Origin of the sequence: Methylocystis sp. IM3 (assembly GCF_038070105.1) — a bacterium.
In the GTDB taxonomy this organism is placed as follows: domain Bacteria; phylum Pseudomonadota; class Alphaproteobacteria; order Rhizobiales; family Beijerinckiaceae; genus Methylocystis.
Genome location: NZ_JBBPBZ010000002.1, coordinates 1,761,621 through 1,787,823, shown reverse-complemented (window position 1 = coordinate 1,787,823; position 26,203 = coordinate 1,761,621). Strand labels below are relative to the sequence as shown.

At 66.0% G+C, this 26,203-nt stretch carries 24 protein-coding genes and 1 tRNA gene; 7 read left to right on the top strand and 18 right to left on the bottom strand.

Annotated features, from left to right (window positions below; genetic code table 11):
- Window positions 1–76: 76 nt before the first annotated feature.
- From WOC76_RS10540 to WOC76_RS10520, 5 genes are all read right to left on the bottom strand, one after another.
- Window positions 77–1,645 carry a fimbria/pilus outer membrane usher protein gene (locus WOC76_RS10540; protein WP_341388295.1) on the bottom strand — a complete coding sequence of 523 codons (1,569 nt, stop codon included), beginning with the start codon at window positions 1,643–1,645 and terminating at the stop codon, window positions 77–79.
- 66 nt (window positions 1,646–1,711) lie between these two features.
- The gene (locus tag WOC76_RS10535; RefSeq protein WP_341388293.1) at window positions 1,712–2,560 is read right to left on the bottom strand and encodes a hypothetical protein; all 849 of its coding nucleotides are present in this window, start codon (window positions 2,558–2,560) and stop codon (window positions 1,712–1,714) included.
- Window positions 2,535–3,251, bottom strand: a complete 717-nt coding sequence (locus WOC76_RS10530) for a fimbrial biogenesis chaperone (RefSeq protein WP_341107011.1) — start codon at window positions 3,249–3,251, stop codon at window positions 2,535–2,537. Before WOC76_RS10530 ends, WOC76_RS10535 begins: the two co-directional genes overlap by 26 nt.
- A 79-nt stretch (window positions 3,252–3,330) precedes the next feature.
- Window positions 3,331–3,834 carry a Csu type fimbrial protein gene (locus WOC76_RS10525; protein WP_341107012.1) on the bottom strand — a complete coding sequence of 168 codons (504 nt, stop codon included), beginning with the start codon at window positions 3,832–3,834 and terminating at the stop codon, window positions 3,331–3,333.
- A 176-nt stretch (window positions 3,835–4,010) separates the two neighbouring features.
- A complete protein-coding gene (locus WOC76_RS10520; protein WP_341107014.1) occupies window positions 4,011–4,970 on the bottom strand; it encodes a Csu type fimbrial protein in 960 nt (319 codons plus the stop codon).
- 202 nt (window positions 4,971–5,172) lie between these two features.
- Here WOC76_RS10520 and WOC76_RS10515 point away from each other — a divergent pair, with 202 nt between their 5' ends.
- Window positions 5,173–6,297 (top strand): alpha/beta hydrolase, encoded by a 1,125-nt coding sequence (locus tag WOC76_RS10515; protein WP_341107016.1) that lies wholly within the window; start codon window positions 5,173–5,175, stop codon window positions 6,295–6,297.
- Between the two features lie 120 nt (window positions 6,298–6,417).
- On the opposite strand, the gene WOC76_RS10510 is transcribed toward WOC76_RS10515, so the two are convergent.
- From WOC76_RS10510 to WOC76_RS10490, 5 genes are all read right to left on the bottom strand, one after another.
- Window positions 6,418–6,630, bottom strand: coding sequence for a hypothetical protein (locus tag WOC76_RS10510; RefSeq protein WP_341388289.1), 213 nt, complete (start codon window positions 6,628–6,630; stop codon window positions 6,418–6,420).
- Window positions 6,631–6,777: 147 nt separating this feature from the next.
- Window positions 6,778–7,782, bottom strand: a complete 1,005-nt coding sequence (nagZ, locus tag WOC76_RS10505) for a beta-N-acetylhexosaminidase (RefSeq protein WP_341107017.1) — start codon at window positions 7,780–7,782, stop codon at window positions 6,778–6,780.
- 6 nt (window positions 7,783–7,788) lie between these two features.
- Window positions 7,789–9,177, bottom strand: a complete 1,389-nt coding sequence (locus WOC76_RS10500; protein WP_341107019.1) for an SPOR domain-containing protein — start codon at window positions 9,175–9,177, stop codon at window positions 7,789–7,791.
- Window positions 9,178–9,257: 80 nt separating this feature from the next.
- Entirely contained in the window at window positions 9,258–11,039 is a 1,782-nt protein-coding gene (argS, locus tag WOC76_RS10495) for an arginine--tRNA ligase (protein WP_341107021.1), read from the bottom strand.
- A gap of 75 nt (window positions 11,040–11,114) precedes the next feature.
- Window positions 11,115–12,326 (bottom strand): deoxyguanosinetriphosphate triphosphohydrolase, encoded by a 1,212-nt coding sequence (locus WOC76_RS10490; protein WP_341107022.1) that lies wholly within the window; start codon window positions 12,324–12,326, stop codon window positions 11,115–11,117.
- A 111-nt stretch (window positions 12,327–12,437) separates the two neighbouring features.
- On the opposite strand from WOC76_RS10490, the gene WOC76_RS10485 reads away from it, so the two are divergent.
- The 3 genes from WOC76_RS10485 (at window position 12,438) to WOC76_RS10475 (ending at window position 13,860) form a co-directional block, all read left to right on the top strand.
- The gene (locus WOC76_RS10485) at window positions 12,438–12,779 is read left to right on the top strand and encodes a HesB/IscA family protein (RefSeq protein ID WP_341388282.1); all 342 of its coding nucleotides are present in this window, start codon (window positions 12,438–12,440) and stop codon (window positions 12,777–12,779) included.
- Window positions 12,780–12,806: 27 nt separating this feature from the next.
- Window positions 12,807–13,706 (top strand): sugar kinase, encoded by a 900-nt coding sequence (locus WOC76_RS10480; RefSeq protein WP_341107024.1) that lies wholly within the window; start codon window positions 12,807–12,809, stop codon window positions 13,704–13,706.
- A 78-nt stretch (window positions 13,707–13,784) separates the two neighbouring features.
- A tRNA-Asn gene (locus WOC76_RS10475) sits at window positions 13,785–13,860 on the top strand.
- Window positions 13,861–14,433: 573 nt separating this feature from the next.
- On the opposite strand, the gene WOC76_RS10470 is transcribed toward WOC76_RS10475, so the two are convergent.
- From WOC76_RS10470 to WOC76_RS10450, 5 genes are read right to left on the bottom strand one after another with little or no spacing between them, the layout of a single operon-like run.
- The gene (locus WOC76_RS10470) at window positions 14,434–15,585 is read right to left on the bottom strand and encodes an acyl-CoA dehydrogenase family protein (protein ID WP_341388281.1); all 1,152 of its coding nucleotides are present in this window, start codon (window positions 15,583–15,585) and stop codon (window positions 14,434–14,436) included.
- On the bottom strand, window positions 15,582–16,133 hold the full coding sequence (locus tag WOC76_RS10465; RefSeq protein WP_341107027.1) for an OsmC family protein: 552 nt from the start codon (window positions 16,131–16,133) through the stop codon (window positions 15,582–15,584). Before WOC76_RS10465 ends, WOC76_RS10470 begins: the two co-directional genes overlap by 4 nt.
- Before the next feature lie 21 nt (window positions 16,134–16,154).
- Window positions 16,155–17,006 (bottom strand): ABC transporter permease, encoded by an 852-nt coding sequence (locus WOC76_RS10460; protein WP_341107029.1) that lies wholly within the window; start codon window positions 17,004–17,006, stop codon window positions 16,155–16,157.
- Window positions 17,003–18,232: an ABC transporter substrate-binding protein gene (locus WOC76_RS10455; RefSeq protein ID WP_341107031.1), complete on the bottom strand. Its 1,230-nt coding sequence runs from the start codon at window positions 18,230–18,232 to the stop codon at window positions 17,003–17,005. The genes WOC76_RS10460 and WOC76_RS10455 overlap by 4 nt, the downstream gene beginning before the upstream one ends.
- A gap of 16 nt (window positions 18,233–18,248) precedes the next feature.
- Window positions 18,249–19,010 (bottom strand): ABC transporter ATP-binding protein, encoded by a 762-nt coding sequence (locus WOC76_RS10450; RefSeq protein WP_341107033.1) that lies wholly within the window; start codon window positions 19,008–19,010, stop codon window positions 18,249–18,251.
- A gap of 150 nt (window positions 19,011–19,160) precedes the next feature.
- On the opposite strand from WOC76_RS10450, the gene WOC76_RS10445 reads away from it, so the two are divergent.
- Window positions 19,161–19,832, top strand: a complete 672-nt coding sequence (locus WOC76_RS10445) for a TetR/AcrR family transcriptional regulator (RefSeq protein ID WP_341107035.1) — start codon at window positions 19,161–19,163, stop codon at window positions 19,830–19,832.
- A gap of 316 nt (window positions 19,833–20,148) precedes the next feature.
- Window positions 20,149–21,315: an alpha-amylase gene (locus tag WOC76_RS10440; RefSeq protein WP_341431410.1), complete on the top strand. Its 1,167-nt coding sequence runs from the start codon at window positions 20,149–20,151 to the stop codon at window positions 21,313–21,315.
- 75 nt (window positions 21,316–21,390) lie between these two features.
- Here WOC76_RS10440 and WOC76_RS10435 read toward each other — a convergent pair whose 3' ends face one another.
- From WOC76_RS10435 to WOC76_RS10425, 3 genes are all read right to left on the bottom strand, one after another.
- Window positions 21,391–21,852, bottom strand: coding sequence for an RrF2 family transcriptional regulator (locus WOC76_RS10435; RefSeq protein WP_341107037.1), 462 nt, complete (start codon window positions 21,850–21,852; stop codon window positions 21,391–21,393).
- An 8-nt stretch (window positions 21,853–21,860) separates the two neighbouring features.
- A complete protein-coding gene (locus tag WOC76_RS10430) occupies window positions 21,861–24,095 on the bottom strand; it encodes a family 2A encapsulin nanocompartment cargo protein cysteine desulfurase (protein WP_341107039.1) in 2,235 nt (744 codons plus the stop codon).
- A gap of 73 nt (window positions 24,096–24,168) precedes the next feature.
- Window positions 24,169–25,116: a family 2A encapsulin nanocompartment shell protein gene (locus tag WOC76_RS10425; protein ID WP_341107040.1), complete on the bottom strand. Its 948-nt coding sequence runs from the start codon at window positions 25,114–25,116 to the stop codon at window positions 24,169–24,171.
- Between the two features lie 141 nt (window positions 25,117–25,257).
- On the opposite strand from WOC76_RS10425, the gene epsC reads away from it, so the two are divergent.
- The gene (gene epsC / locus WOC76_RS10420) at window positions 25,258–26,193 is read left to right on the top strand and encodes a serine O-acetyltransferase EpsC (protein WP_341388271.1); all 936 of its coding nucleotides are present in this window, start codon (window positions 25,258–25,260) and stop codon (window positions 26,191–26,193) included.
- Window positions 26,194–26,203 lie beyond the last annotated feature (10 nt).

Sequence of the window (26,203 nt, the reverse complement as noted above, 5' to 3'; positions counted from 1 at the left end):
TAGGCCGACGTCACGCCGCCGGCCCCGTGCGCAGGGGCCGGCTTGCATCAAGGACATTGAGCGACCGCGCCGCCGCTCATTCGCAGACGACGGGACCGATCGTGCGGGGGCTCTCCGGCGCGTAAGAGAAAGACGTCCGGCATTCGTTCATGCCGAGCGACACGACGATTTCATTCTGCGCTTGCGGCTCCGTCAGCCAGAGACGGCCATCGTAGCCAACGACGGCGGGTTCGCCTGATCCATTGACGACAGCCCGCGAGCCGGGCGGGAGAAATGCGCCGCTCGCGTCCTTGAGTATGACCGTGACCCCGGCCTGGCGCCGCTTGCCCGCGAAATCCACGGCCACGCCCGCATTGCGCGCCGGCCTCACGATGCGCTCGGACTGCGCGACTGAACGGTCGAGCGGCAACGTCTCGACATTGAGCGCGAGGCGGTTCGTCTCATAGGCGCGCAGATTAGGGACCACGAGCGCGCCGAACATATTCGTGCGCCCGATCGGGCGGTTTTCCATGAGCACTTCGACCCCCGGCGCCCCGGCGTTCACCAGTGCGAAGGCGTCGCTGACCGGATTGCCGAGACCCACGCCGCCGCCCCAGACCCCCGCGACCGAGCCTTCCGCCTGCGCATAGCCCCCGAAGCGCCGGTTCATCTGCGACGCCCCCAGGTCGATGCGGCCATATTCATGGCGATAGCCCATTGAGGCTTCGCGATAGGCGGTCTGGCTCGTCAGACCGGCGCTGCGAACGCGCCAGCCCCAGGAGCCCGGCTCCTGGCCGACCATGCGCCCGGCGTCCGCCATCACGGCCGTCGCCTTGTTCCGCGGCGAGAAAGACGCCGACATTGTGGTCTCCCCGCCCAGTGGGATGGAAAGGCCGGCGAAGACGCCGCGCTGGTCGGCTCTGAGGAAATCGTAGGTGACGGCGATATAGGCGGTGACGTCTCCGAAGAAGGCGCGCGTGGCGCCCAAGGTCAGCATGCGCGAATTATTGACGCCCCCGCCCCCCGCGATATTGGCGAGCGTCAGGTTGAGCGCGGTTTTTTCGTCGAAGGGCGCGGCGAAGCCGAGCGAGATGCGATCGAGCGCGCGCGACGGCCGCAGGCTGTCGTAGTAGGATCGGAAAAAAGCGGCCGATGCGCCCGGACTCCAGGGATAGCCATAGAAATTGCCGGTCGGCGACGCGAGCGGCTGATTGTAGAAGCTGGAGGTCGGCGCCGTCACCGAGGCGAGATCGTTGAAAATTCCAATCGTGCGCTGCGAGGAGGCGGAGACGGAAACGCCAAAGAGGCGGGTCTCCAGACTCGCGTAGAAGAGTCCGCCAATCTCGCCGCGCCAGTAGCTCCCGCCGCCCGCCAAGGTCGCCACGGCGCGATCGAGAAGGCGGAAGCTCGCGCCCGCGCTGGCGCCGCCGAAGCGGGAAGACGAGGTTTCGCCATGCGCCTGCAGGGTGAGCCAGTCCGTCAGCCCGCCGCGCATCGAGCCGGAAGCGACAGCGGTGCGCGCATATCGATCGGACAGGATTGCGTAATACTGGCGCGGCAGGCCAGCCTCGAAGGACCAATCGAAAATCCCCTGGCTCAATATCTTGCTGTTGACCATGAAGGGCGTCGAGGTCTCGATCACCCGGCCCGTCGCGTCACGCGTCACGACACGCGTCGTGCCGTCGCCCGCGACAGGAATGGCGTCGATGCGATACGGCCCCTCGTCGACGGGCTACGAAAGGGTCAGGTTGTTGTTCACATAAACATCGACCGTCGATGGCACGGCCGCCGAGCCGCTGACCGAGGGAAGCGCCGCCGTGACGAGATCGGGCCGCAGGCCAAAGTTGCGCTGGATCTGCACGCCTCCGAGGCGGATCGACCGCGCCCACGCCGGACCGGACGCGACCGCGTCGCCGACGACGTACGTCAACAGGCGCTTGTCGTCCGCGTAGGTCCAATTGGTGTCGAGGCGCACCTGGGTGAAGCGGTTGGCGACCGTCGAACCGACGATTCCGCCTGATTTCAGGGCGCCGTAATCGGAGAATGCGCGTGCGTCGAAGGTCGCAGAGGCGCCCTGGTAGTCGAATCCCCCACGAGGATCCCGCATCACCGAAGTGCGCAGGTGATAATTGAGCAGGCCGCCGAAAGAGGATTCGAGCGGCGCCTCCTGCGGTTTGTCGCTTTCCACGCCCGCCTTGTAGACGCGCTCGGCCATCGCCCGCTCAGCAAGCGTCAGGCGGATTTGCTGATGGACCTCGTCGTAATCGTAGGAGAGGCCGTCGATATCGTCGAGCGCGACCTCGTCTTCCGGCGCGGCTGCGCCGGGCGCCCGCACGCCGATCTCCGCGAGTTCGGACGCCGCCGAAATGAGACGGCCATCGACACGCTGGCTGAACTTTGCGACGAGATTGCGCGGTCGGCCATTTGCGAAGACCTCGAGCTGTAGCGCCCGCGACCGCGCGGAGTCGTTAGCCTCCGAAGCGGCAAGGGCATGAGGGGCGAGCGCCGCGACGCCCGCCATGATGCGCATGCACGCAATGGCGCGGATGCGCGCGTCAGCGTTCCGCCGTCGCCTCGGCATCGATGGGTCCCTGGTCGCTCATGGCGCTCAAGGCAGCCGTATCGCCGGCAAATCCCTTCGCGAGCTGCGATGTCCACTGGACCTCTGAATGTGGGAGCACATAGCCGACGAGGCCGCCGCCGAAGGAAGCGACGGCGCCGGAGCGGTCTTTCAGCTTGAGAGCGGAAATGCGCACATGGCGCCCGCCATCATTGCGCAGCGTCACGACAATGCGGCCGTCCTTCTTGCGAAAGCGCCACGCGAGCTTGGGCGACTCCGCGTCGGGGGCGTAAAAGAAGACCGGGATCGAATAGCGCAGCAGGAGGTTGACAGCCCGCGCGCCCGGCGCTCCAGCGGTCGGCAGCTCGTCGACGATCAGGCGGTAGCTTTCCTCCTCGGCGACCGGAGACTGATCGGCGCGCACGATCCGCACCGTATAGTTCTGATTGCCCGAAAGCTCGACGACGGGCGGGCTGGCGACGACGGCTTCGGTCGTCTCATAATCGTCCTGGCCCTCGACCTGACGCCACCGGACCACACGCAGTTGCGCCGTGAGCGGGCGATCGCTTCCATTTTTGAGAGTGACCACGCTCGTCGCCCCCGGCGGCGGGATTTCGAGCGTCACGGGCGCGACCTGAAGGGCGGCCGCAAGGGCGGGCGCCGCGGCGAAAACAAGGAGAAGGCTCGAAAGAGCGCCAGTGGCGTATTTCATTTCCTCGATCCGGAAGAAAGGGAGCGGCACAGGCCGTGGAAGGGAAAGCGGGCGCAGGCGGCCCGCGCTCCCGCGCGCGTCAGTAGGTGAGCGTGATCGTCACGTCGTCGGTGTAGAGGCCAGCCGCCGGCGTGTTCTGCGCGGCCACACGGCCATAGATCATCAGGGACTGGGCGGCGCCGGTTCCCGTGCCGGCGGCGGTGTCCGTGCCGGGCATATTGCCCCACACCTGGCTGCGAGCAGCGTCGCGGAAGAGCCCGTAATCGATCGTCGCCGCACCGGCGCCAGAGCCGCTCCTCATCTTGCGCTGGGCGACGCTCCCGCCTCCGAGGCCCGCGTCGATGCCGATCGTGTAGGGCGTTCCGGCCGTGCACTGAACGCCGAGCGTCGTCGTCGCATCCATATTGGTGGTGAGAACGCCAGAGGCCGGAAAGGCCAGAGCGGGGCTCGGCGTGGTGATGGAGCACTGCGCCTGAATCGTCATCGAAACGCGCATCGTCGCGGTGGCCGTGGCCGCCCTGGCGACGTCGACGCTCCCCGCGGCGATTCCCGCCGCCAGGACCAAACGTAAAAATCTACTCATTGCTCGACTCCTGTTCCGGACGCTCGCGTAGCGTCCAGCCATAAAGTCAAGCTCAAGTTTTAAAATGTTGTTAACTAGGAGAAAAGTTGTATCTGTGAGTTTACACAACTTGCCTTGCGCGGGGCTTGACGTGGAGCCTCAGGGCGCCGCAACCGCGCCGCGATCAGCGGCGCCGATCAGTAGGTGAGCGTGACATTGATCGTGTCCGAATAGAGGCCGGGCGGCCCGATCGGCTGGGGCGGCGCGAAACCATAAACAGTCAGCGTCTGCGGCCTCCCGACGCCCACTCCCGATAGTCTGAGCCCGGCGTCGTCGCCCCAGGGCAGCGCATGGGCGGCGTCTCTGAAGAGGCCGTAATCTATCCTGGCGCCGCCCGGCCCGGTCAGTTTCCGCGCCGTCCATGTCGCGCTCACGCCCGCCCCTGACGACAGGCCGACCTCATAGGGCGTGTCTTTCGTGCAGGCGACGGTGAGCGCAGAGGTGGCTCGCACGGAAGCTGTGGGGGAGGCGGCCGGGAAAATCATATCCGTCGCACTGATCATGCAGGAAGCCTGAAGCGTCACGCCCACACTCAGCAGGAGCGCGTCGCCCGGCGTCCCGCCGCTCAGGCAAACATTGGAGACGCCGTCATATCCCGTTTCGCCGGCGACGGAAGTCGCGCCGGCGATGTCGTCCCTGTACTCCCCCGCCGGCAGGCTGGCGGTCGCGGAGAGGATTTTCGCATAGACCGTCCCCTGGAGGCTCGCGCCGTTCATTTTGTCGTAAGGCGCCGACAGAGAGATGGTTTCGGAATCCCCGAGCCATGGGATCGTCGCCTGCGGATCGTGGTACAGACCATAGGCGATTGAATTGCCCCGGCCGTCCTTCATCGTCCTGCTGAACTCGGCGCCTGAACCGCCCGTCCCCATTTTCACGCAAACGCCGACGAAATCGGTTTGCAAGCCTTGCAGGCAGGTCTCGGTAAAGCGGCCGGTCGTCGTCGCACCCTGCAAATCCGAGACGCCGAGCCTGCCAAAAGAAAGCGTGACGGGCTTGGGAGAAAGATAACAGGAGCCGCCGGCGCGCGCCGTCTCCGGAAGAAGACAGACGGCCAACAGCGGCAAGGCTGCAAGGAGCGTTGTCTGTCGGAATTTCATGGACGCTGAGGGCGGCCCGGCCGACACGGGAGCAGCTAACGTTGTCTTGACCATAAAGCCAAGCTACAGCAATGGCCGAGCCCCGAACAGACCTGCGTTTAATTCTTCGTTATCCATGCGCCGGAGCGCAATACGGCGTGCGGGACGACCTTTAACCATTTGTTTTCAGCATGGCGGATGCAGGCGGCAAGCGCCTCGCCCCATGGGACCGATGACAGTGCGCTCAAAGGAGAGCCATGCTCCCGCAAGAATCGCCCGCACGGCGCTGGCGTGCGGGTTGTGCGCGCTATTCGCGGGATGCGCCTCGGATACATGGGAGACGGAGAACAGCGACCCCTCGAGCTTTCTCGCTCTCGCCGGCGCCGCCAGGCAGGCGCCGCTGCGCGTCCCGGTCTTCGTCACATCCATGCGGCGCGACGACACAAACCCGGAGAGCCGCGGACGAGCGCATTTTTCACTGGCTTCCGTCAGCGTGCCGCCGAACCATCGGCCCGGCGTCATCGAGCGCGCCGCCTTCGGCGCCGCCAGGGCGAGCCGCGATTTCACCATCTCTTCTCGCCGCAACCTCGAAGAAGCCGACTTCGCTGAAGAAATAGCCGAGCAGGCGTCGAGCCGCGGTGGCGCCACTCGGGATATCCTCCTCTATGTGCACGGCTACGACATCAGCCTCGACGAAGCGCGCTTCCGCGTCGCGCAAATCGCCGTCGATGCGGGTTTTGCCGGCGTCGTCGCGCTGTTCACGTGGGATTCGGTATCCCGCAGCGGCCTGTTCGCCTATGAGGCGGACAAGGAAAGCGCCACAGTGGCGAGGGACGCACTCGAAAAGCTGGCCCTCGACCTGTCGCGCGTTCCCAGCATCGGCCGTGTTCACATCCTCGCTCATTCGATGGGCGCGTGGCTGGCGATGGAAAGCTTACGAACGCTCGCCATCTCCGGCCATCCCGACCTGGATGGCAGGCTCGGCGAAGTCATGCTGGCGGCGCCGGACATTGATCTCGGCGTCTTCGCGCAACAGTTGTCGCGCGTCGGCCCAGAGCACGTGTCGATTTTCGTCTCCAGCACCGATCGCGCGCTCTCGCTTTCCTCGCGCATCGCGGGCAACCGGCCAAGGCTCGGCGCAATGAATCCAAGCGATCCGAAGGACAGGCAGGTTCTGGATGCGCTGGGAGTTTCCGTTCATGACCTTTCGAAGCTGAATACAGACTTCACGGGCCATAACACCTTCGCGGAGGCGCCGGCTGTCGTGCGCCGGATCGGCGCGCAGCTCGCCCCTCGCGAAGACGAGAGCGCACAAGCGGTCGCGGAGGCGGCGGATGCGCGAGAATAATCCAACCGCACCCGGCTCCGAAAGAGTTAACGCCCGTTTTCCATGATTGGTCGAGCCTGTTGCCACGCAGACGATTTTCCCTGACCTTGCTCGCGCTGGATGGAGTGAGCGTGCAAGATGTCAGCCGACGAAGCCGGTTACCGCGAAGCGCTGGATCTGCCGCAGGAAGGGCCGCTCGTCGGCGAGCAGATAAATCAGGCTTATCGTGAGGTCGTCTGGCGGGCTTTTCATGGACCGGTCGGTTACGACTTGTGCTTCCTGGCCTTGGCGCGAAGCCGCCTGCTGGAGGGTCTCGTCCCCCGCCTCGAAGACCCTCGAGGCGGGCCCGAGCAAATTCCTTTCGGCGCGAAGCGCAGCGAAGGCCGCTCCCATCGCTCGAGGCCCCACCCCGGCGTCAATCCGGCGTATCTGGCTCAAAGGCTGAGGCGTCGCATGCGCCCCCTTTCCCCGGTTCCCTGACTCCCCGTTTTGCCGGCGCCTTCAGGCGACCGTGCCCATCGCCGCGTCGAATTCGGAAAGGGCGGCGGCGACATCGAACGCCTCCATCGCGCGGGTGCATTCCAGCGCCCGCTCGGCCCGCGCCAGCGCCTTGCCGGACAGCACAGGCGCGCCTTCGGCCACCGGCGCTGCTTCGGCGAGGTCGCCATTGCAATGCAGGACCATGTCGCAGCCTGCTGCGATGGCGCGCTCGGCCCGCTCGCGAAAACCGCCCGCGAGCGCCTTCATGGAAAGATCGTCGGTCATCAGCAGGCCATCGAAGCCGATCAGGCCGCGGATGATCTCACTTACGACGGCCACGGACTGCGTGCCCGGCGCCGCCGGGTCGATCGCCGTGTAGACGACATGGGCGCTCATCGCCATTGGCAAACCGGCGTTGGCTTTGAAGGGCTGAAAATCCACGGCCTCGAGCTCGGCTCGCCTCGCCTCGACGACGGGAAGCTCAAGATGGCTGTCGGCCCTGGCGCGGCCATGGCCAGGAATGTGTTTCATGACCGGCGCGACGCCGCCCGCCATGAGCCCCTGCGCCGCCGCGCGTCCGAGCCTGGCGGCGCGCGCGGGGCTGCGGCTGTAGGCGCGGTCGCTGATGATCGCATGCGAGCCCTCGGCCGGCACGTCGAGCACAGGCAGGCAATCGACGTCGATTCCGACTTCGCGAAGATCGTGGGCCATCAGCCGGGCGCCGAGCCAGGCAAGACGTTCCGCCTGGGCCGCATTGGCGCCCGCCCGCTCGAAACTCGCCGCGCTCGGCCAGGCGCGCCACTGCGGCGTGTTGAGCCGCTGCACGCGCCCGCCTTCCTGATCGACCAGCACGGGCGCATGACGGCCGAGCGCGGCGCGCAACTCGCTGGTCAGTCGCTGGACCTGCTCCCGGCTTTCGACATTGCGGCGGAACAGGATCACGCCCCAGGGCGCAGCGTCACGCAGGAACGCGCGCTCGCCCGCGTCCAGAGTGCAGCCCTTCAAGCCGCAGATGAAAGCGCGCATCGACGCCTAGTTCCCCGCCACGAAGCAGTTGCCGCCGCTGGCCTTGACCTTGTTGCAGACAGCATTGGCCGAGTCCTTGCTCAGCCCCGCGGCGCGGACGCGATAGACCATCTTGTCCCCGACCTTGGCCGGCTTGAAGGTGGCTCTCACGCCATATTTCTGGGACACGGTCTTGAGGAGCGTGCGCGCCTCGTCCTCGCTGCCGGCGGCGCCAAACTGCACGGCGTAAGTCCCGCTCGCGCTGGCCGCCGGCGCCCCGGCGTCCTCCTCGGCGGCGGGCGGCTCGACAGCGGCGACCTTGGGCGTCGGCTTTGGCTTGGCCGCCTGCGCGGTGGTGGCAGGTTTGGTTTGCAGCTTGGGGGTCGCCCCCTTGGCCTGCGCGGGGTCGACAGCCGGCGCGTCGACGCTCTCGACCGCGGCGGGCGGAACGGCGGCGTCCTCGACGCGGCTCCCATCCGTGCGCACCGTCACCGTCTTGACCTTGCGGGGCTGGGCGCCCAACGCCGGCTCATGGGGCGCATCCACCGGCCCGTCGCCGAGCGTCACGACCTTGGGTTGAACCGTCGGATCGACAGCCTGCTCCTGACGCGTCACGACCTGCTTGACCGGAGTGGGCTCCTTGCGGTCGAGCACGGCGGCGCCCTGTTTGCTGGGCGCATCCTCATCCGTCTCAACCGTTGGCTTTACCTTTACCGGTCCTTCCGGCGCGTTGATGACGGCAATCTCCTTCGAACCGCCGACGCCATTGCGGTGCATGAAGCCCCAGGCGACGCTGATGACCGCGACGACGCCAATGGCGGCGGCCGCGTGCCAGGGTTTCAGAAAGCGGCGGATGCCGCCCCCCGGCGCCGTTTCAGCTTCCTCGTCGCCGTAATCGAGATATTCCGAGTCATCGGCCCAGTCGCCCTCTGCGCCGCCGTGATAGCCATGGCCGTGATGCTCCTGCGCATAGCCGGGCTCGGCGTAGCCATGCTCGGGATAGGACGGCTCCTGATGGCCGGCATGGCGGACATGCGCGTGATGCTCGTCTTCGTAATAACGGGGCTCCGGCGCGACCTGCGGCGGGGCGTCGTAGGAGCCGCGCAGATGCGCGTCCCATTGGGGCGCCGGCTGGGGCGCCGCCGGCGGCGGAGCGGCGGCGGGCCGGAGCGGCGGCGGAGGCGGCGCAACGGGCCGGACCGGCGGCGGAGGCGGCGGAGGAGCCTGCCGGGGCGCGCGTGGATCGGGCAAAATCCTGCCGAGAGGGTCCGCCTTGTTCTCGCTCTGCATCAGCCGCGCGAGCTCGCTCAGCGGGTCCGGCTTGGGCGCCGCCGGAGCCGGCGATTGCCGACTCCGCATGCGCCGCTCGAACTCGGTCAGGTCGATGGCGGGGCCTCTGGCGGGCGATTCACGCATGATTTACACCTCGATCGTCTTCCCGGATGGAGCTGGTTGCGAGCGGGCCGCGCTTCTGACCGAGAAGAGGAGGTCACGCGTCAACGCATTTCGTCGGGGGCGCTCACGCCGAGAAGCCTCAGGCCCGACCCCAGGACGATGCTTAAGGTTAAAACCAGAGCAACCCGGGCGCTCGTCAAATCTCTCTCGGTTGCATTAACAAAGCGTAATTGTGGCTGATCTTTGCCCCTGTTCCAATGCGCGTGGAAGACGCTCGATAATTCATGCAGATAAAAGGCCACGCGATGCGGCTCATGCGCCGCCGCCGCCGCCTCGATCATGCGCGGATATTGCGCAATCATGCGGGCGAGCTGCATCTCGCCCTCGTCGTCGAGCAGATCGAGCCGCGCCGCGGTGAGCGCCTCGCGCGAGATGTCGAGGTCCGGGAAGGCGGCGAGCGCCTGCCTGAGCGCTGATTTGGCGCGGGCGTGGGCGTATTGCACGTAAAAGACCGCATTGTCCTTCGACTGTTCGATGACTTTGGCCAGGTCGAAATCGAGCGGCGCGTCATTCTTGCGGTAGAGCATCATGAAGCGGACCGCATCGACGCCGACCTCGTCGACGACCTCGCGCAACGTCACGAAATCGCCGGCGCGCTTCGACATTTTCACCGGCTCGCCGGCGCGCATCAGCTTCACGAGCTGGCAGAGCTTCACGTCGAGCGCCACCCTGCGGTCGGAGAGCGCGGCGACGGCGGCGCCCATGCGCTTCACATAGCCGCCATGGTCCGCCCCCCAGATATCGACGAGCGTATCGAAGCCGCGGTCGATCTTGTCCTTGTGATAGGCGATGTCGGCGGCGAAATAGGTGGGCGAGCCGTCCGACTTCTTGAGCGCGCGATCCACGTCATCGCCGAAGTCGGTGGATTTGAACAGCGTCTGCTCGCGGTCCTCCCAATCGTCCGGGAGCTGGCCCTTGGGCGGCGGCAGGCGCCCCTCATAGACAAGCCCCCGCTCCCGCAGCCACTCGATCGAGGCGTCGATCTTGGAGGGGCCATGCGAGCGGTCGTGCAGCGTCCGCTCCGAGAAAAAGACCTCATGCCGAATATTGAGCGCGGCGAGATCGTCGCGGATCATGGCCATCATGGAGTCGATGGCCTCCGCCCGCACGAGGGGAAGCCATTCGCGCTCCGGCCTGTCCAGAAGCGCGCGCCCGTGCTTTTCAGCGAGCGCCGCGCCGACGGGCTTGAGATAATCGCCGGGATAGAGCCCCTCGGGGATCGTGATGGCCTCGCCAAGCGCCTCGCGGTAACGCAGAAAGGCCGAGCGAGCGAGCACGTCCACCTGCGCGCCGGCGTCGTTGATGTAATATTCGCGCGTCACCTCGCAGCCCGAGAAGGCGAGGAGACTAGCGAGAGCGTCGCCGAACACCGCGCCGCGGCCATGGCCGACATGCATGGGCCCGGTGGGGTTGGCGGACACATATTCGACGTTCACCTTGCCCTGCAGCGCGCCCGCCCTGCCCTTTTCCACGCGGCCGAAATTCCCGGGGTCGTTCAGCGCGGCGCGCAGCACCTGAGCGAAGATCTCCGGATTGAGCCGGATGTTGATGAACCCCGGCCCGGCGACCTCGGCGGCCGCGACGCCCTCGGACTCCGCCAGCGCGAAACAAATCTCCGTCGCCAGCGCGCGCGGGCTCGCGAAATGGGCCTTGGCCTCCTTGGCGAAGACCATCGCGGCGTTGCTCGCAAGATCGCCATGCGTCGGGTCCTTGGGCGGCTCGACCACGAAACGGGTCGTATCGAGCGGCGGGAGACGGCCGTCGGCGGTCATGCCCTCGAGGATCGAGGCGATGCGGGCGTGGTAGATGTCGAAAATGTTCATGAAGATCCGGACGCGGTCGTGATGGGATTGGCGGGGGGTTTAGCAGAGGGCGCGCGGGCGCGCACCCTCTTCGCGCTAACCGCCGCGCTGTCCGAAGAGGCGCTCCACCTCCAGGAGCGCATAGCGGTCGGTCATACAGGCGATGTAATCGGCCACGACATCCGCCCGCTCCGCGCCCTTGCGCCCGGCGGCGAGGGCCGCCCACTCGTCCGGCATGAGCGCCGGCGTTTCGAGGAAGGCCGGAAACAGCCGCGAAATGGCGTCGCGGGCCTGCTCCCACACCCCCATGATCCGCTCGTGCCGGTACATGTTCTCGAAGAGGAAACGCTTGAGCTCGTGTTGTTCGATGGTCATCTCCACCGAGAGCGCCACCACCGCCCGCATGGCTCCGCGCACGTCCTCGACGCTCTTGGGCCCGAGACGTTCGAGCCTTTCGCGCGACGCCGTGATGGCGTCCTCCACGAAGCGGGTAATGACCCGGCGCACCAGCTCGTGAATCAGGCGGCCGCGCTCGAGGCCGGGCCGCCAGGCGGCGATCTCGGCCAGAAGGCTGGCGACCAATGGCGATTCCGCCTCGATGGCTTCCAGCGTGAAAAGCCCCGCCCTCAACCCGTCGTCGATGTCGTGGCCGATGTAGGCGATGTCGTCCGCCAGCGCCGCCGCCTGCGCCTCGACGCCCGCCAGGGTCGAAAGCTCCAGCGGAAAGATCGCGTCGAACTCCGTCACATAGGGCGCGAGAGGGCGGTAGATGCCCGCGCTGCTGACGCCCGCGAGCGAAAGACACATGGGCTCCTCGAGCGGGCCATTGTGCTTGACGATGCCCTCGAGCGCCTCCCAGGTCAGATTGAGCCCGTCGTAGTCCGCGTATCGGCGCTCCAGCAGGGTCACGACGCGCAGGGCCTGCGCATTGTGGTCGAAACCCCCATAGGGCCTCATGCAGACCTGAAGCGCCTCCTCGCCGGCATGACCGAAGGGAGTGTGGCCGAGATCATGGGCGAGCGCCACCGTCTCGGCGAGGTCTTCGTCGGTGGCGAGCGCGCGTGCAAGGGCGCGGGCGATCTGGCCCACCTCGATCGTGTGGGTGAGCCGCGTGCGGAAATGATCGCCGTCGAGGGGAACGAAGACCTGCGTCTTGTGCGCAAGGCGGCGGAAGGCGGTTGAATGGATGATTCTGTCGCGGTCGCGCTGGAACTCGCTTCGCGTCGGCGAGGGCGATACGGGGTAGAGCCGTCCGCGCGACCGGGTGGCGTCGGAGGCGTAGGGCGCGAGAGGCGGGCGAAGGGCCACGGTCGGGCTCCAGTCGTTGAAAGGCCGCAAGGGCGGACCTATGTTGCAGCGCATAGCCCGCAAATTCGGGTGGTTGCAAGAAACCCGGCAATATTATCGCGAGGACATGGCATGACGGAGACGGTCGCAGGCGAAGTGGGACTGACGGAACAGGCGGCGAAGCGAATCGTCGCGCTTCTCTCGGGAGAAACGCCCGGCGCGGTCTTTCGCGTCTCCGTCGAGGGCGGCGGCTGCTCGGGCTTTCAATATCAGTTCGCGATCGACCCCGCCCCCGCGCCCGACGATGCAATCGTCGAGCGGGAGGGCGCCCGCGTCGCCATCGACCCGGCCTCGCTCGGCTTCCTGACTGGGGCACAAATCGACTTCGTGGACGATCTGATGGGCCAGTCCTTCCGCATCGACAACCCCAACGCGGTTTCGTCATGCGGATGTGGCACGAGTTTTTCGCTTTAGGAATTTGGACGGCACTGGGAGGCGCCATTGGACGCTCTGTTCATCGGGCACGCCTATATCGACGTGACCATGCTCGCGGACGAGATGCCTGCCGGCGACGAGAAGGCGGTGGCGCGCGACTATGCGGTGAGTTTCGGCGGCAACGCCGTGACGGCGGGATTCGCCTGCGCCAAGCTCGGCCATGACGTACATATGCTGACGACTCAGGCCCGCGACTGGCTCGGCCATATGTTCGCCGAGATGGCGGACGCGTATAATGTTTGCCTCCATCCGCGCAAGGTCGCCCGCTCCTCGCTCTCCTTCGTGCTGCCCAATGACGGAAAGCGCGCCATCCTGCGGGCGCGCGACGACGCCTATCTCCAGCCGTTCATCCGGCTCGACATCGCCCAGGCCCGTGTGCTGCATCTCGACGGCCACATGGCCGACGCGGCGATTCACTACGCCCGGGCCGCGCGCGAGACGGGCGTGCTCGTCTCCCTCGACGGCGGCGCCCTGCGCCCGCGAATCGAGGAGCTGATGAGCTTCGTCGACGTCGCCGTGGTCTCCAAGCAGCTTTGCAGCCAAATGTCCTTCGACGAGCTGGAAATGCTAGCCTGGCTGAAATCGAAGGGCTGCCGCGTGGGCGCGGTGACGGTCGGCGAGAAGGGAACCTTCTGGTACGAGGGCGCCGGCGCCCCGCAACATCTGCCGGCGCTGCGCGTGCCGCCGGAAAAGGTGGTCGACACCTCCGGCGCCGGCGACGTTTTCCACGGCGCCTATTGCGCCTCCTATCTCGAGCGCCCGGACGCCTCCTGGCGCGACCATTTCGAATTCGCCCGCGCCGCCTCGGCCCACAAGGTGCAGCATTTGGGCAATGAGGCGGGCCTTCCCAGCCGGCAGGACATCGCCCGCGCGCTGGAGCAGTTCACCCCGGCGCCGGCTGCCTAGCAAAGTTTTCAACAGGCCCCATCAAAGGGGCTTGGCAAATCACCGCTCGCCTTGTAATACCCCCCTCACCAACGACGTTCCCCGATAGCTCAGCTGGTAGAGCACGCGACTGTTAATCGCTAGGTCGTAGGTTCGAGTCCTACTCGGGGAGCCATAAAAACCAAAATTATTGACGCGTGATGGCCGCCGACCGCTGGCCGATTATGTCGGCGATCGTCCGCGACGCCTCTCGTAGGCTCGTCCTTGGAGTGTGACGGAGCCCATGGCAGGTCAGACCCTGCCCTGAGAAGCCCTCGGTCTACAGCGACCTCTAATTGTCGCAGAGCGCGGCTGGCGCTCCGTCGTCAGACTGCGCAAGCGTGCCGCCCTCGGCGATCCCGCCAGCGTGAATCATGCGGTAGCGCTTCAGCGAAACGCGCCGGCGCGCCGCTGATTTTCAGATTTATGCCCTCGGCCCGGGAATCATGCCAGACGCTTAGTGTGTGGATTCTAGGCCAGCAAGAGACAGTCTGCGCGCTGTAGGGCGAGCGATGCGGTAGGCATTCCGCGACCGAGCCGAACAGCCTCCGTGAGGACGGGCCATCTGAGACGTTTCTTGCGTCTCATCTGGTCAATTCCGTCGAGCAAAAACCCTTGCTCCTGGCGCTCTTCTCCTGGGACGCAGGCGCCGGCCGCGGCCACCGCCACCTGCCACACACAGCCGCACGCTCCCTGCCCGCGCATGTTTTCAGCGCGCCCCACAAGAGCGCGCGCCCGGCGCGGCCAGCGCCGCGAGGTCCTTGCGCAGATGTTTGGTCGCGGGCGTCACGATGGCGATGAAGTAAGACTCCCTCAGTCTCCGGCTGTAGAGCGAGTTGCGCAGATAAGACCGCGCGCCCGCATGGAGCATGAGCGCCTGTGTCGCGTCGAGTGCAAGAGTCGATCCCCGGAGCCGCACCTCGAGAACGCGGCGCAAATAATCCTGATCGTCTTCGAAGGGCGTCGCCGCCAGCGACATGATCTCCCCTTCGAGCGCGTCGAGCGATGCATCGAGCGCATCGGGTCCCGTGGGGAGATGAGCGTTGATCTCTCGGATGCGCGCCGGGAGTTCGCGCATGAGTTCAGCGCAATCGCGCACGAGGCCGGCCACCATGCCCGTCTGAAGCAGCAGGAAGCCGGGCTTGATGCGCCTCGCGAAACGCGGGAGCGCGTCGGACAGCAGGTTCTCATCTGCAACGAAGGCTTTACGGAAGCCCACGGCGCAGGTCGCCGTCCCCTCGAGCGCGATGAACTGCGCGCCCTTGCGGCTTTCGACGCCATCCGCGCCAAGGCGCGCGACAGCCGCGACCCGCTCTCCCTTTGGCCCGTCGAAGCAGAAGGCGAAGAAATGGCCCTCCTGCAGATTGGACACCCAGGGCAGCGCCCCCTCGACGAGATAGCCGCCAGCGACCCTTTCGCCGCGCAGCCGCATCGGTTCGATGCCCGAAAGCGTCTTCATCGGATTGGACAGACCCGTGCCGCCGAGAGCGGCGCCCGCGGCGGCGGCGGCCTGCAGGCGCGCGCGAAGCCCGGGGTTCTCCGAGTTTTGAAGATACCAGCCGAAGGCGTCCTGGCACCAGGCGCAGAAGGCCGTGGACAGGCACGCCTCCGCAACCGCGCTGATCGCAGAAATGGCGAGGCCGAGGTCGACGCCCGCCGCTTCCCCGAAGCCCTCGTGATGCTGCGCGAAGGCGCCGGCGGCGCCGAGTTGCGTCAACGCGGAGGACGGGTAAAGGCCGTCGGCGTCGATGCGCGCGGCGAGAGGCCTCACCTCGCGCTCGACGACGGCGCGCACCCGCGCGAGCATGTCCGGCTTTTGGGGCGCGCGCGCGACGGGCGCTGTCGTTCCCGCGAGAGTCATGCGTCGCCCTTTTCCGCGCCTGTCACCGTGAGCGCCACAGGTTTTGCGATCGTGTTGGCGACGGGCGACCATTTCTGCGCATGGGCGATCAGCGCGTCGAGCGTCTCCTTCGGGGCGTCGGCGTCAAGCGTCACGCGCACGCGGATCGCCTCGAAGCCGACGGGTTTGGGCGAGGTGTCGCCCGTTCCCCAGACCGAGGTGATGTTGATGTCGGCTTCGAGATCGAGCACGAGCGAACGAACGGCGATTCCCTGCGCGACGGCGTTGGCGTGAATGCCGACCGCCAGACAGGAGCCGAGCGCGGCGAGCAGAGCCTCGGAGGGATTGGGGGCCGTGTCGTCGCCGAGCAAACCCGGCGGTTCGTCGACGATATGCGGCGGCAGATTGCGGATGAAATTGAGGTGGCGGAACCGGCCTTCGGCGACCGTGCGGCATCGGACCGTCTTGATGGCCGCTGGATCGGCCTTGCCGGCGGCGATGAGGGCGTCGAGCCCGTCCTTGCTGATCGGCGCGAGGCAGGAGGTGAGAACCGGGGCGTCATTGCTCATGTCAACCATATCCTTTTGGAGTCAGTCGTGATGCGTCCACGAGACGCGCGCGATCGCCGTCACGATGAGCGCGTCGAGGAAAAAGCCGATGAGGCCGATGAGAACCACGATCGCAGCGAGGCGGTCGTAATCGAGCGTGTCGCGCGCGTCGTTGATCGCGTAGCCGAGCCCGCTGGTGACTCCGAGATATTCGGCCGGGACCAGAACGATCCAGGCGACGCCGAGCGCGAGGCGGAGCCCCGTCAAAACATCCTGCGCAACCGCCGGAACGACGACGGCGGCGAGAATCTGAAAACGCCCCGCGCCGAGATTGTGCGCGAGCCGAAACCAGTCGGGATCGAGTTTTCGCACGCCATGCGCGGTCGAGAAAACGATCGGCCAGATCGAGGCCGCGAAGATGAGAAAGACGATGGCCGCGTTCCATGTGGGAAAGGCAAGGATCGCGATCGGCATCCAGGCGAGCGGGCTCACCATGCGCAGGAGCTGGAAAGGCAGCCGCGTCGCCTTGCGGAACAGCGCGCTTCGTCCGACGAGAACGCCAATCGGCGCGCCCGCCGCAAGGGCGATGGCGAGACCGCCGGCGATGCGCCCGAGACTGGGGCTTGCGGCGGCCAGCGCCGAGCCGTCGAGGAGCATCTCGAAGAGCCGGCGCAAGGCGGGCGCCGGCGCGAAGCCCGCGAATGCGGCGGTCCCTGGATTGCGGGCGATCAGCCAGCCGCCGAACGCCCAGAGGCCCAGGAGAATGGCGAGGCCGCTCACATCGACGAGGCCGCCCGCCAGGCGCCGGCCGGCCGACCGCAGGCTCTCTCGAAGCGCCCTCAGGCGGCGCGCGGCGCGTCGGCCGACGGGAGAGGTCATGGCCACGCTGGTCATAGCGCCAGGAGCTCCTGCCGGCTGAAAGGATCGCCCTTCGCGGCGCTCCGATCCCGCCGCCAATCGGGGTAGCGCGCAAGCGCCTTTTTGACGAGCGCGTAATCGACGAGATCCTTCGCCACGAAATCGGGATCGAGCGCGTCGAGAAAGACGCGGTCGCCTTCGATCTTCGTGTCCTTGAGCTGCTGCACGATCAGGCGCGTCGCCGAGGGATAGGGCCACGGGTCGAAATCAATGCGGCCATTGCCCCAATCGGCATGGCGAATGACGTCCTCGTAGGCAGGATCCTGCGCGTAGGCCGTCACGGCGCGCGTCACCACTTTGGCGGGCGCGGGCAGATAGCCGGCGCCGTCGCGCGAGAGAAGCTTTGCGACTTCTTCCTTGTTCTGCGAGGCGTAGATTTCCGCGCGCACAATCGCGTTGACGACTTTCTGCGCCCATTCCGGCCGCTTCTCGATCAACGGCTGCAACATGGAGACGACGCAACAAGGATGATTTTTCCAAATGTCTCCGGTAAAGCGCAGCACCCGCGCACCGGCGTTCAATTCGCCAAGCGCGTCGAAAGGCTCGGCGACGATGTAGCCGTCGATCTTCTTTGCTGCGAGCGCCGGCGGCATATCCGGCGGCTGAAGAATCTGCAGATTGACTTCCCTGGGCCCGAGCGTCGCCCCCTGCGGCTTGACGACCGGCGTGAGCCCGCTTTTGCGCAGTGCGTATTGCAGCACGATATTGTGCATCGAATACCAGAACGGCACGGCGAGCTGCTTGCCGGCGAGATCGGAAAAGTCTTTCACGCCGCCGTCGCCCTGCACGACGAGCGCCGAGCCGTTGGTGTGCGCCCAGGCGACAACCTTCACCGGCACATGGCTGCCGTAGCGCAGCCAGAGCGCCGTCGGCTTCAGCAGATGGACGACATTGAAGCGCCCGGCCGTGAAGCCCTCGATCAGCGGCGCCCAGCCGCGAATGAGCTCGGGCTTGGCGACCTTGAGCCCCTCCTCCTCGAAATACCCCTTGGCGTGGGCAAGGAGCAGCGGCGTCGCGTCGGTGATCGGGAGATAGCCGATGCGCAGAGTCTCGTCGTCGCTCTCGAAGGCGCGCGCCGCGCCAGACGTGCCCGCAAGCAGCGCCGCGAGGCCGCCCATGGCGAGCCGGTCGAGAACGTGACGGCGCGACACGCCCGCGCCCGGAGCATAATGGAGATCGTAATGGTCGCAATCCTTGCACATGGTTCTTTTGCTTTCGTCAGGCGCCCAAAGCGAAGGGATAGAGTTCGGGTTCGAGAGCGTCGAGAAGACGCGCGCGCAACCGTGCGCGGCCCTCGCCGTCGATCTCGCGCGGGATCTCGAACTCGGCGACGACGCGGCCCGGATCGGCGGCCATCACGACGACGCGCGTGGCGAGATCGAGCGCGTCGTCGACATCGTGAGTGACGACCATCAGGGCGAATTCAAATTTCCGCCGCATGTTGCGCAGCTCGCGACGAAGATCGCCGCGGGTCACGGGATCGAGCGCGGAAAAGGGCTCGTCGAGAAGGAGAACATCGGGATCCACGGCGAGGGAGCGCGCGAGCGCCACGCGCTGTTGCTGCCCGCCAGAGAGTTCGCGCACATGGGCGCGCCCGCGTCCGGCAAGGCCGACCTGCGCGAGCAGCGCCTCGGCGCGGTCCCGCGCCTCCTGCTTGCGGCCATCGAAATGCAGCGCCAAAGCGACGTTGCCGGCGGCGTCGAGCCAGGGGAAGAGCAAGGGGCGCTGGAACATCAGCGTGCGACGGATCGGTTTGCAGTCGTCGAACCGGTCGGCGAAGCGAATGTCGCCTCGTGTCGGCTGGAGAAGCCCAGCCATGATCTGCAAAAGCGTCGACTTTCCGCAGCCGCTGCGGCCGATGACAGCGACGCATTCTCCGGGTTGGACGCACAGGTTCACGTCGGCGAGAACCGGCGTGGCGTGGCGGGCATGGCGATGCGCGACGCGGCGCAATTGAATCAGCGGAAGAGAGATCGGCACGGGGCGGCTCCTTTCGGCAAACAGACTACAAAAATAATAGATATTATCAAGTGGCTGGATTTCTCCCGTCATTCGTGTTGCAATGCCTTGAATTTGATCGCCAACGATCGCGCCAGGCGCATGCTGTCAGAACGAATGGTCTAGAAAAAAATGGAAAAGCGTCCATCGGCTACGAAAACGCGGAACAACCGGCTGTCGCCAACGGCGGCGAACCGCCTGGGACGCGCCCGCAAGAAGGAAGCGACGCAAACCGGCCCGAAGGCCAATGCGCGTCTGCTGGAGGCGGCGATTGGCCTATGTTGCCGTAAAGGCGTCGCCGCGACGAGCGTCGACGAAATCGTCGAAGAGTCGGGCGTGGCGCGCATGACGCTCTACAATCGCTATGGCTCCAAGGATGGGTTGATTCATGCGGCGCTCACGCATGAGGCGGGCGTCTGGCGCGCCTGGTTCTTTTCGCGTCTCGCCGAGACCCCCGGAACGCCCCGTGAAAAATTGCTCGCCTGGTTCGACATTATGGACGAATGGTTCCGCCGCGAGGATTATCTGGGCTGCGCGCTGATGAATGCGGCGATGGAGAGCCGCAACACGGACCAGAAGCTTGCTGAAATCATCCGCAGCCACAAGAGCCACGTGCTCGAGCAATTGCGCGCGCTCATCCACGCCGCGGGCCTAGACGACGTCGAACTGCTCACGCAGCAATTCGATTTGCTGATCGACGGCGCCATCGTGAAGGCCGCCATCAAGAAGGCCCCGACCCCCGCGCTCGAAGCGCGCAAAATCGCCGAACTGCTACTAGCTCATACACCGCGTGCGGGCATGTGACGACGAGACGGCTCGTCTCTTCTTGGCGGTCGGCCGATCGGCTCGGCGCGCCTGTGTTGCATCCTCGCCACTGCATGAGCCTCTCGCGCGGCGAAGTGTGATTATTATTATACTAATCGGTATAGTCAGGAGCGTCGCATGCACGCAAACGTTTGTTGAGCTGGCTTTTCCAGTGATTTTCGCGACCGCGCTCGTCTAGTTGATAAAACTTATCGAGTATAACAAGAATGCAGCGTCGGTTTCCGGCGCTTCGTCCTCAAACGAACGCGGCGGAATTCCTGGCGCCTTCCCATCGGACGATCCGAGGTCCTTGAAGATGAATCTGCATGCAGGAGAGACGGCCAGGCGTGGCCGGCTGATGAGAATGCTGTTGCTCGCGAGCTGCGCCATCCCGTTCGGGATCGCGTCATCGTCGGTCTGGGCGGCGGGCAAGCGCGCGACCGCCATCGCGGCGACGCCGAAAGTCGCGCCGTCGGAGGCTCCGCAGCAGCCTGCCCCGCCTCCGCAGCGCCCGCCGGCGCCCATGGGCGTCTTTGGCGCCGACATGCCGGCCAAAGGCAAATTCGTGCTCGCGATCGCGCCCGTCTGGGCGAATCTCTCCGGGCAGCGGATCGGCACGCAGGGCGTCAGTTCGGAATTCATCGTCTCGACCATTCCCTGGTGGGTCGATCCGACGAAAAAGCTGAGGCTCGTGCCGCAAAACATCGCGGTCTCGGCGCAGACGGGCCTGATCTCCTATGGCCTTTCGGAGGACCTTTCCGTCGTCGTCACCGCCTCGATCGTCGAAAAGCGGCTCGAGGCGCTCACCTTCAAGGGACAATCCGGCGCCACGCCGCTGGGCCGAAGCTACCCGGGAACATTCGGTCTTTCGGATTTCACGACCTCGGCGATCTACAGAATTTACCAAGACCCGGTGCACCGGATTCAGGTCAATCTCGGCTTCGCCTATCCGTTCAGCTTCAATACGGCGCGCTTCGATCTGCTGCAGGCGGACGGGACGGTCCCGAACATTCGGGCGTTCTACGGCATGCAGCCTGGAAGCGGCACATTCGACATCATGCCCGGCGTCGTCTATGCGGGAAACATCGGCCAATGGTCGTGGGGTCTCTCCTACCGCGCACGCTTGCCGCTTGCGAGGAATCCCGAAAACTGGCGCTTCGGCGACCTGCATGAGTTCAACGGCTGGGGAGGTTATACGCTGATCCCCGGCGTGACAGCCACCTTCCGCGCCAGCGGCGTGACGCAGGGACAGATTTCCGGTTTCGATCCGCAAATCCTTGGGCGCGCCGTGCCAACCAACCCGGCCTTCTATGGCGGACAGCGCGTCGAACTTTTCGGCGGCGGCGTCGTCAGCGGCAAGTTGATCGGCGTCGACGCCGCGTCGGTCGCCTTCGAGGCGGGCCTTCCCGTCTATCAAAATCTCAACGGCCCGCAGATCGCCAAGAACTGGCAGGCCGGTTTCTCGTTTCGGCTGAAGATATGACGTTGATGGGGCCGACATCGTCGCCCCCGTCTCCTTCTGCGCTTGTCGCGACAGGGTCGCGGCAGGCGCGGCGCGTCAATGCGCCAGATGTTGCAGAGCGGCGTCCGTCTCGGCGCGGAGCTCGGCTATGTCTCGCATTCTCTCCAGCGAGCAATGATCGAGGACGCCGGAGAGCGCCTGCTGCGCCTTCTGCATCAGGCGGCGCACGGCGCAGGTATCTTCATCGAGACAATCGTCGCAGCGTCGGTAACGCGTCTTGCTCGCGCAGGGCATGGGCGCGAGCGGGCCGTCGATGGCGCGCACGATGTCGCCGATCATGATCTCGCTCGCCGGCCGCGCCAGACAATAACCGCCGCCCTTTCCCATCTTCGAATGCACGAAACCGGCGTTGCGCAATTCGCAGAGGATGCCATCGAGAAACTTCTTCGGAATCTTTTGAGTTTCAGCGATCTCTACGACGCGGACGGGCTGGCCCCCGGCCGCGCCGGCGAGATGCGCCATCGCCTTGAGGGCGTATTTCCCTTTCCTGGTCAGCATGGCGTCCCTTAGAGCCGTCCCCTGCCCGCCTGCAATTTGAGAAGCGCCGCGACCAGCGTATCGACGTCGGCGCAGGTGTTGTAGAAGGCGAGTGCGGGCCGCACCGTCGCCTCCAGCCCGAAGCGGCGCAGGATCGGCTGCGCGCAATGGTGCCCGGCGCGCACGGCGATGCCCTCGCGATCCAGCGCCTTGCCGACTTCGAGCGGGCTGTGGCCGTCGAGCACGAAGGAAAGAACGGACGCCTTTTCAGCCGCCGTGCCGATGAAGGTCAGCCCCGGCACGAGCCGCATCTTCTCGGTCGCGTAAACGAGGAGGTCGTGCTCGTAGCGGGCGATGACCTCCATGCCGATGCTCTCGACATAATCGATGGCGGCGCCGAGCCCTACGGCGTCGGCAATATTGCCGGTGCCGGCTTCGAAACGCTCAGGGGCGTCCTGATAGATCGTCTTCTCGAAGGTGACGTCGGCAATCATATTGCCGCCGCCCTGCCATGGCGGGGTGTGTTCGAGCACGGCGCCCTTGCCATAGACCGCGCCGATCCCGGTCGGGCCGAACACCTTATGGCCGGAGAAGACGAAGAAGTCGCAGTCGATCGACTGCACGTCTACGGGCATGTGCGAGACGGATTGCGCGCCGTCGATCAGCACGCAGGCGCCGTGGCGATGCGCGATGGACGTGATCTCCCGAACGGGCGTCACCGTGCCGAGCGCATTCGAGACCTGCGTGACGGCGACGATGCGCGTGCGCGGATTGAGAAGCTTCTCGTAGTCTTCGAGAATGATCTGGCCGCGATCATCCACCGGCGCGACGCGCAGCCGTGCGCCCCTCTCGGCGCAGAGCATCTGCCAGGGGACGATATTGGCGTGATGCTCGAGATGCGACACGACGATCTCGTCCCCCTCGCGCACATGGCGCCGGCCCCAGGCCTGGGCGACGAGATTGATCCCTTCCGTCGCGCCGCGCACGAAGACGATATCCCTGACGCTCGGCGCCTTCAGAAAGCGGCGGACCTTCTCGCGGGCGGCTTCATAGGCGTCCGTCGAACGCGCCGCGAGCGCATGAGCGGCGCGGTGAATGTTGGAGTTTTCATATTCGTAGAAATGCGACAGGCGGTCGATCACCGACTGGGGCTTCTGCGTCGTCGCGGCGTTGTCGAGCCAGATGAGCGGTTTGCCGTGCACCTGCTGTTGCAGGATCGGGAAATCCCGCTTTACGCGATAGGGGTCGAAAACCGTCCGCGTCTCGGCCGAGCCGGCGGACAATTGCGGCGCATAGCCCTCGGGCTCGGCGGGCGCCGGGACCGGGGCCGCATGGCCGCCGCCGTGGTCGATAAAATAGAAGGCGTCGTGCGCGGCGGGTCCACTCTGGTCGGGCGAGGGGTAACGGTCGAAACCGCCCGGCGCCTGCTCGCCGTCGATGGGCGGCGTCGCGAACGAGGCGACGTCCGAGAGGCGATGCGGATCGGCCTGCGAGGGCTGCGGGATGACGAAGCTCTCCGGCGCGGGCGTCGCATTCGCCTCGGCAAGCGCGGGCGCGCTCGGCGCCGCGACCGGAATATTGGGGCGGCCGAGTTCGGGCTGCGGCGGAACGGCCGGAGCGAGCGGCGCAACGGCATAGGGCGCCGGCGCGGCTTCGGGCGCGCTGCGCGCGTGCAGAAAATAGAGATGATCCGCAGGCGCAGGCGCGCCGCCGCCGGGAAGGCCCATATCGCCCAGACCGACCGTTGGCGGCGCGGAGCGCCTCGCCGGCGCGAGCGCCAGTTCGCTTCGCGGGTCGGCGGCAAGCAGACGCGGGATCAGGCTGTAATCCACCTCCGCCGGGACGCCGCCCGCAGGGGAGCCGCCGGGCTGAGGGATCTGATCGAGGCCGAGCGGGCGGGTCGGCGACTGGAGGCCCGTCGGCGCGCCGGGAGCCGGAATATTCGGCGTCGGGACCACGGAAGGGATCGTCGTTTGCGGAATGTCCGGGGGCCCGAAAGGCGCGCGCGCCGGCGTATGAGGCGCGGCGGTGGTGACGACCGAGGGCGCCGGCGCATCCGGCAGGCTCGGCGTATGCGCCGGCGGACCAAAGGGGAGCGGCGAGGATGAGAATGCGACAGGCGGCTGTTGAAAGAACCCGTTGGCGAGCCGCGCGATCAAGGCCGGATCGAAAGCCGGGCGCGCATGTTCGTTAAAGTCCTGCGCCGGAAGCGCCTCGAAAGGCGGATCGGCGGAGACGGGCGCGGCGGATTTGACTGACGACATGGGCTCGGCTTCCTCGAAAATTGACAAGGGCCGGCGGCGGAGACGCCGCCGGCGTTGTTCATGGCTCGGCGCGTCAGACGCGCTTGTCGTCATAGTCGTGGAATTTGCTCACATCGACGTCCTCGAGCACGCCGAGCGCGTCATGCGTCAACACGGCGGCCGAGCAGTAGAGCGAGATCAGATAGGACGCGATCGCCTTGCGGTTGATGCCCATGAAGCGAACCGACAGGCTCGGCGCCACCTCGCCCGGCACGCCGGGCTGGAACAGGCCGATCACGCCCTGCTTCTTCTCGCCGGTGCGCAACAGCAGGATGTTGGTCTTGCCGTTCTCGTCGATGTAGAGCTTGTCGCTCGGCACGAGCGGCAAGCCGCGCCAGGTGAGGAAGGGCGAACCAAATAGCGTCACGGTCGGCGGCGGCACCCCGCGGCGCGTGCATTCGCGCCCGAAGGCCGCGATGGCGCGCGGATGCGCGAGGAAGAAGGCCGGCTCCTTCCAAACGCGCGAAATCAGCTCGTCGAGATCGTCGGGCGTCGGCGGGCCCTTGCGCGTCGCGATCTTCATCGAGGAATGCGCATTGGCGAGAAAGCCATACTCCGCATTGTTGATGAGCTCGGCCTCCTGCTTCTCCTTCACCTTCTCGGTGAGAAGACGCACTTGCTCCTGTATCTGATCGTAAGGATGATTGTAGAGATCGGAGACGCGGGTCTGCACGTCGAGCACCGTCGTCACCGCGTTCATCGAATATTCGCGCGGCGCGTCCTCATAGTCGACGAAGGTCTCGGGCAGATCGGCGTCGCGATCGCGCGCCGGACTGCATTGCACGTCGGCGTCCGTGAGCGCGGATGATTCCTTGACGCGGTTCAAGCGATAGATGCCGGCTTCGACCGGGACCCACGGCAGGAAGGAAACGAGCCACCTCGGCGTGATGCCCGACCATTGCGGGCGCGTTTTCGTGGCGTTGGCGAGCTGGCGCGCGGCCGCCTCGCTCAACGTTTTGCGAACTTCAGGTTCTGTCGTCATGCGCTCTCCTTGAAATCGCCCGCGCCGGGAAAATTCCGCGGAACGAAAAATCAATTGATTTATTCCCTATAGTCTACCAAGCTTATGCAGTAAAGACGCCTGTCGGCCTTGTTCAGGGAGAATTTCGAAGAGATGGCCAATATGCTCGAAACGGTGGTCACAGGGCCCGAACGTCTGCGATTTCAAAGCGTCGTGTCAGATCTCGGTTCTCTGCGCAAAGCCTCCCAGGCGCGGCGCTACGGGAATGGCGTCTTCCCGCCCGAGCTGCCCTCCCGCGCCGTCGTCGCGAAACTCCTCGGCGATCTCGCCGCAATTCTTTATCCGCGGCATTTCGGCCCGCCGGACGAGCAGTTTCATGCGTCGGACCATCAGCTGGCGCGCCAGCTCGAGCGACTTTTTCTCGCGCTGCGTGAGCAGATCCGCCGGGAAGTGAGGCTGTTTCTCGCCGACGCGTCGGAAGAGGCGGCGGCGCTGCGCGCGACCGAAATCGCCGAAGAATTCATTGAAGCTTTGCCGCGCATCCGCGCGCAGCTCGATACCGATGTGAACGCCGCCTATCTGGGCGATCCGGCCGCGAAGAGCGTCGACGAGGTGATTTTCTGCTATCCCGGCGTCCTTGCCCTGATCCGGCATCGGCTCGCGCACCGGCTCTACCGTCTGGGGGCGCCGATGATCGCCCGCATCGTGGCCGAGATCGCTCATGCGGAGACCGGCATCGACATCCATCCGGGCGCGACGATCGACGACGGCTTCTTCATCGATCACGGCACCGGCGTCGTGATCGGCGAGACCGCGATCATCGGCAAAGGCGTGCGGCTCTATCAAGCGGTGACGCTCGGCGCGAAGCGATTCAACGTCGATGAAAACGGCGCGCTCGAAAAGGGCAAGCCGCGCCATCCGATCATCGAGGACGACGTGGTGATCTACGCCGGCGCCACGGTGCTCGGGCGCATCACCATCGGGCGCGGCTCCACCATCGGCGGCAATGTGTGGCTCACCCACAGCGTGCCGCCCGGCAGCAACATCACCCAGGCGAAAGCGCATGTGGAAGCGTTCGACCACGGCGCGGGGATTTGAGGCGATCCGA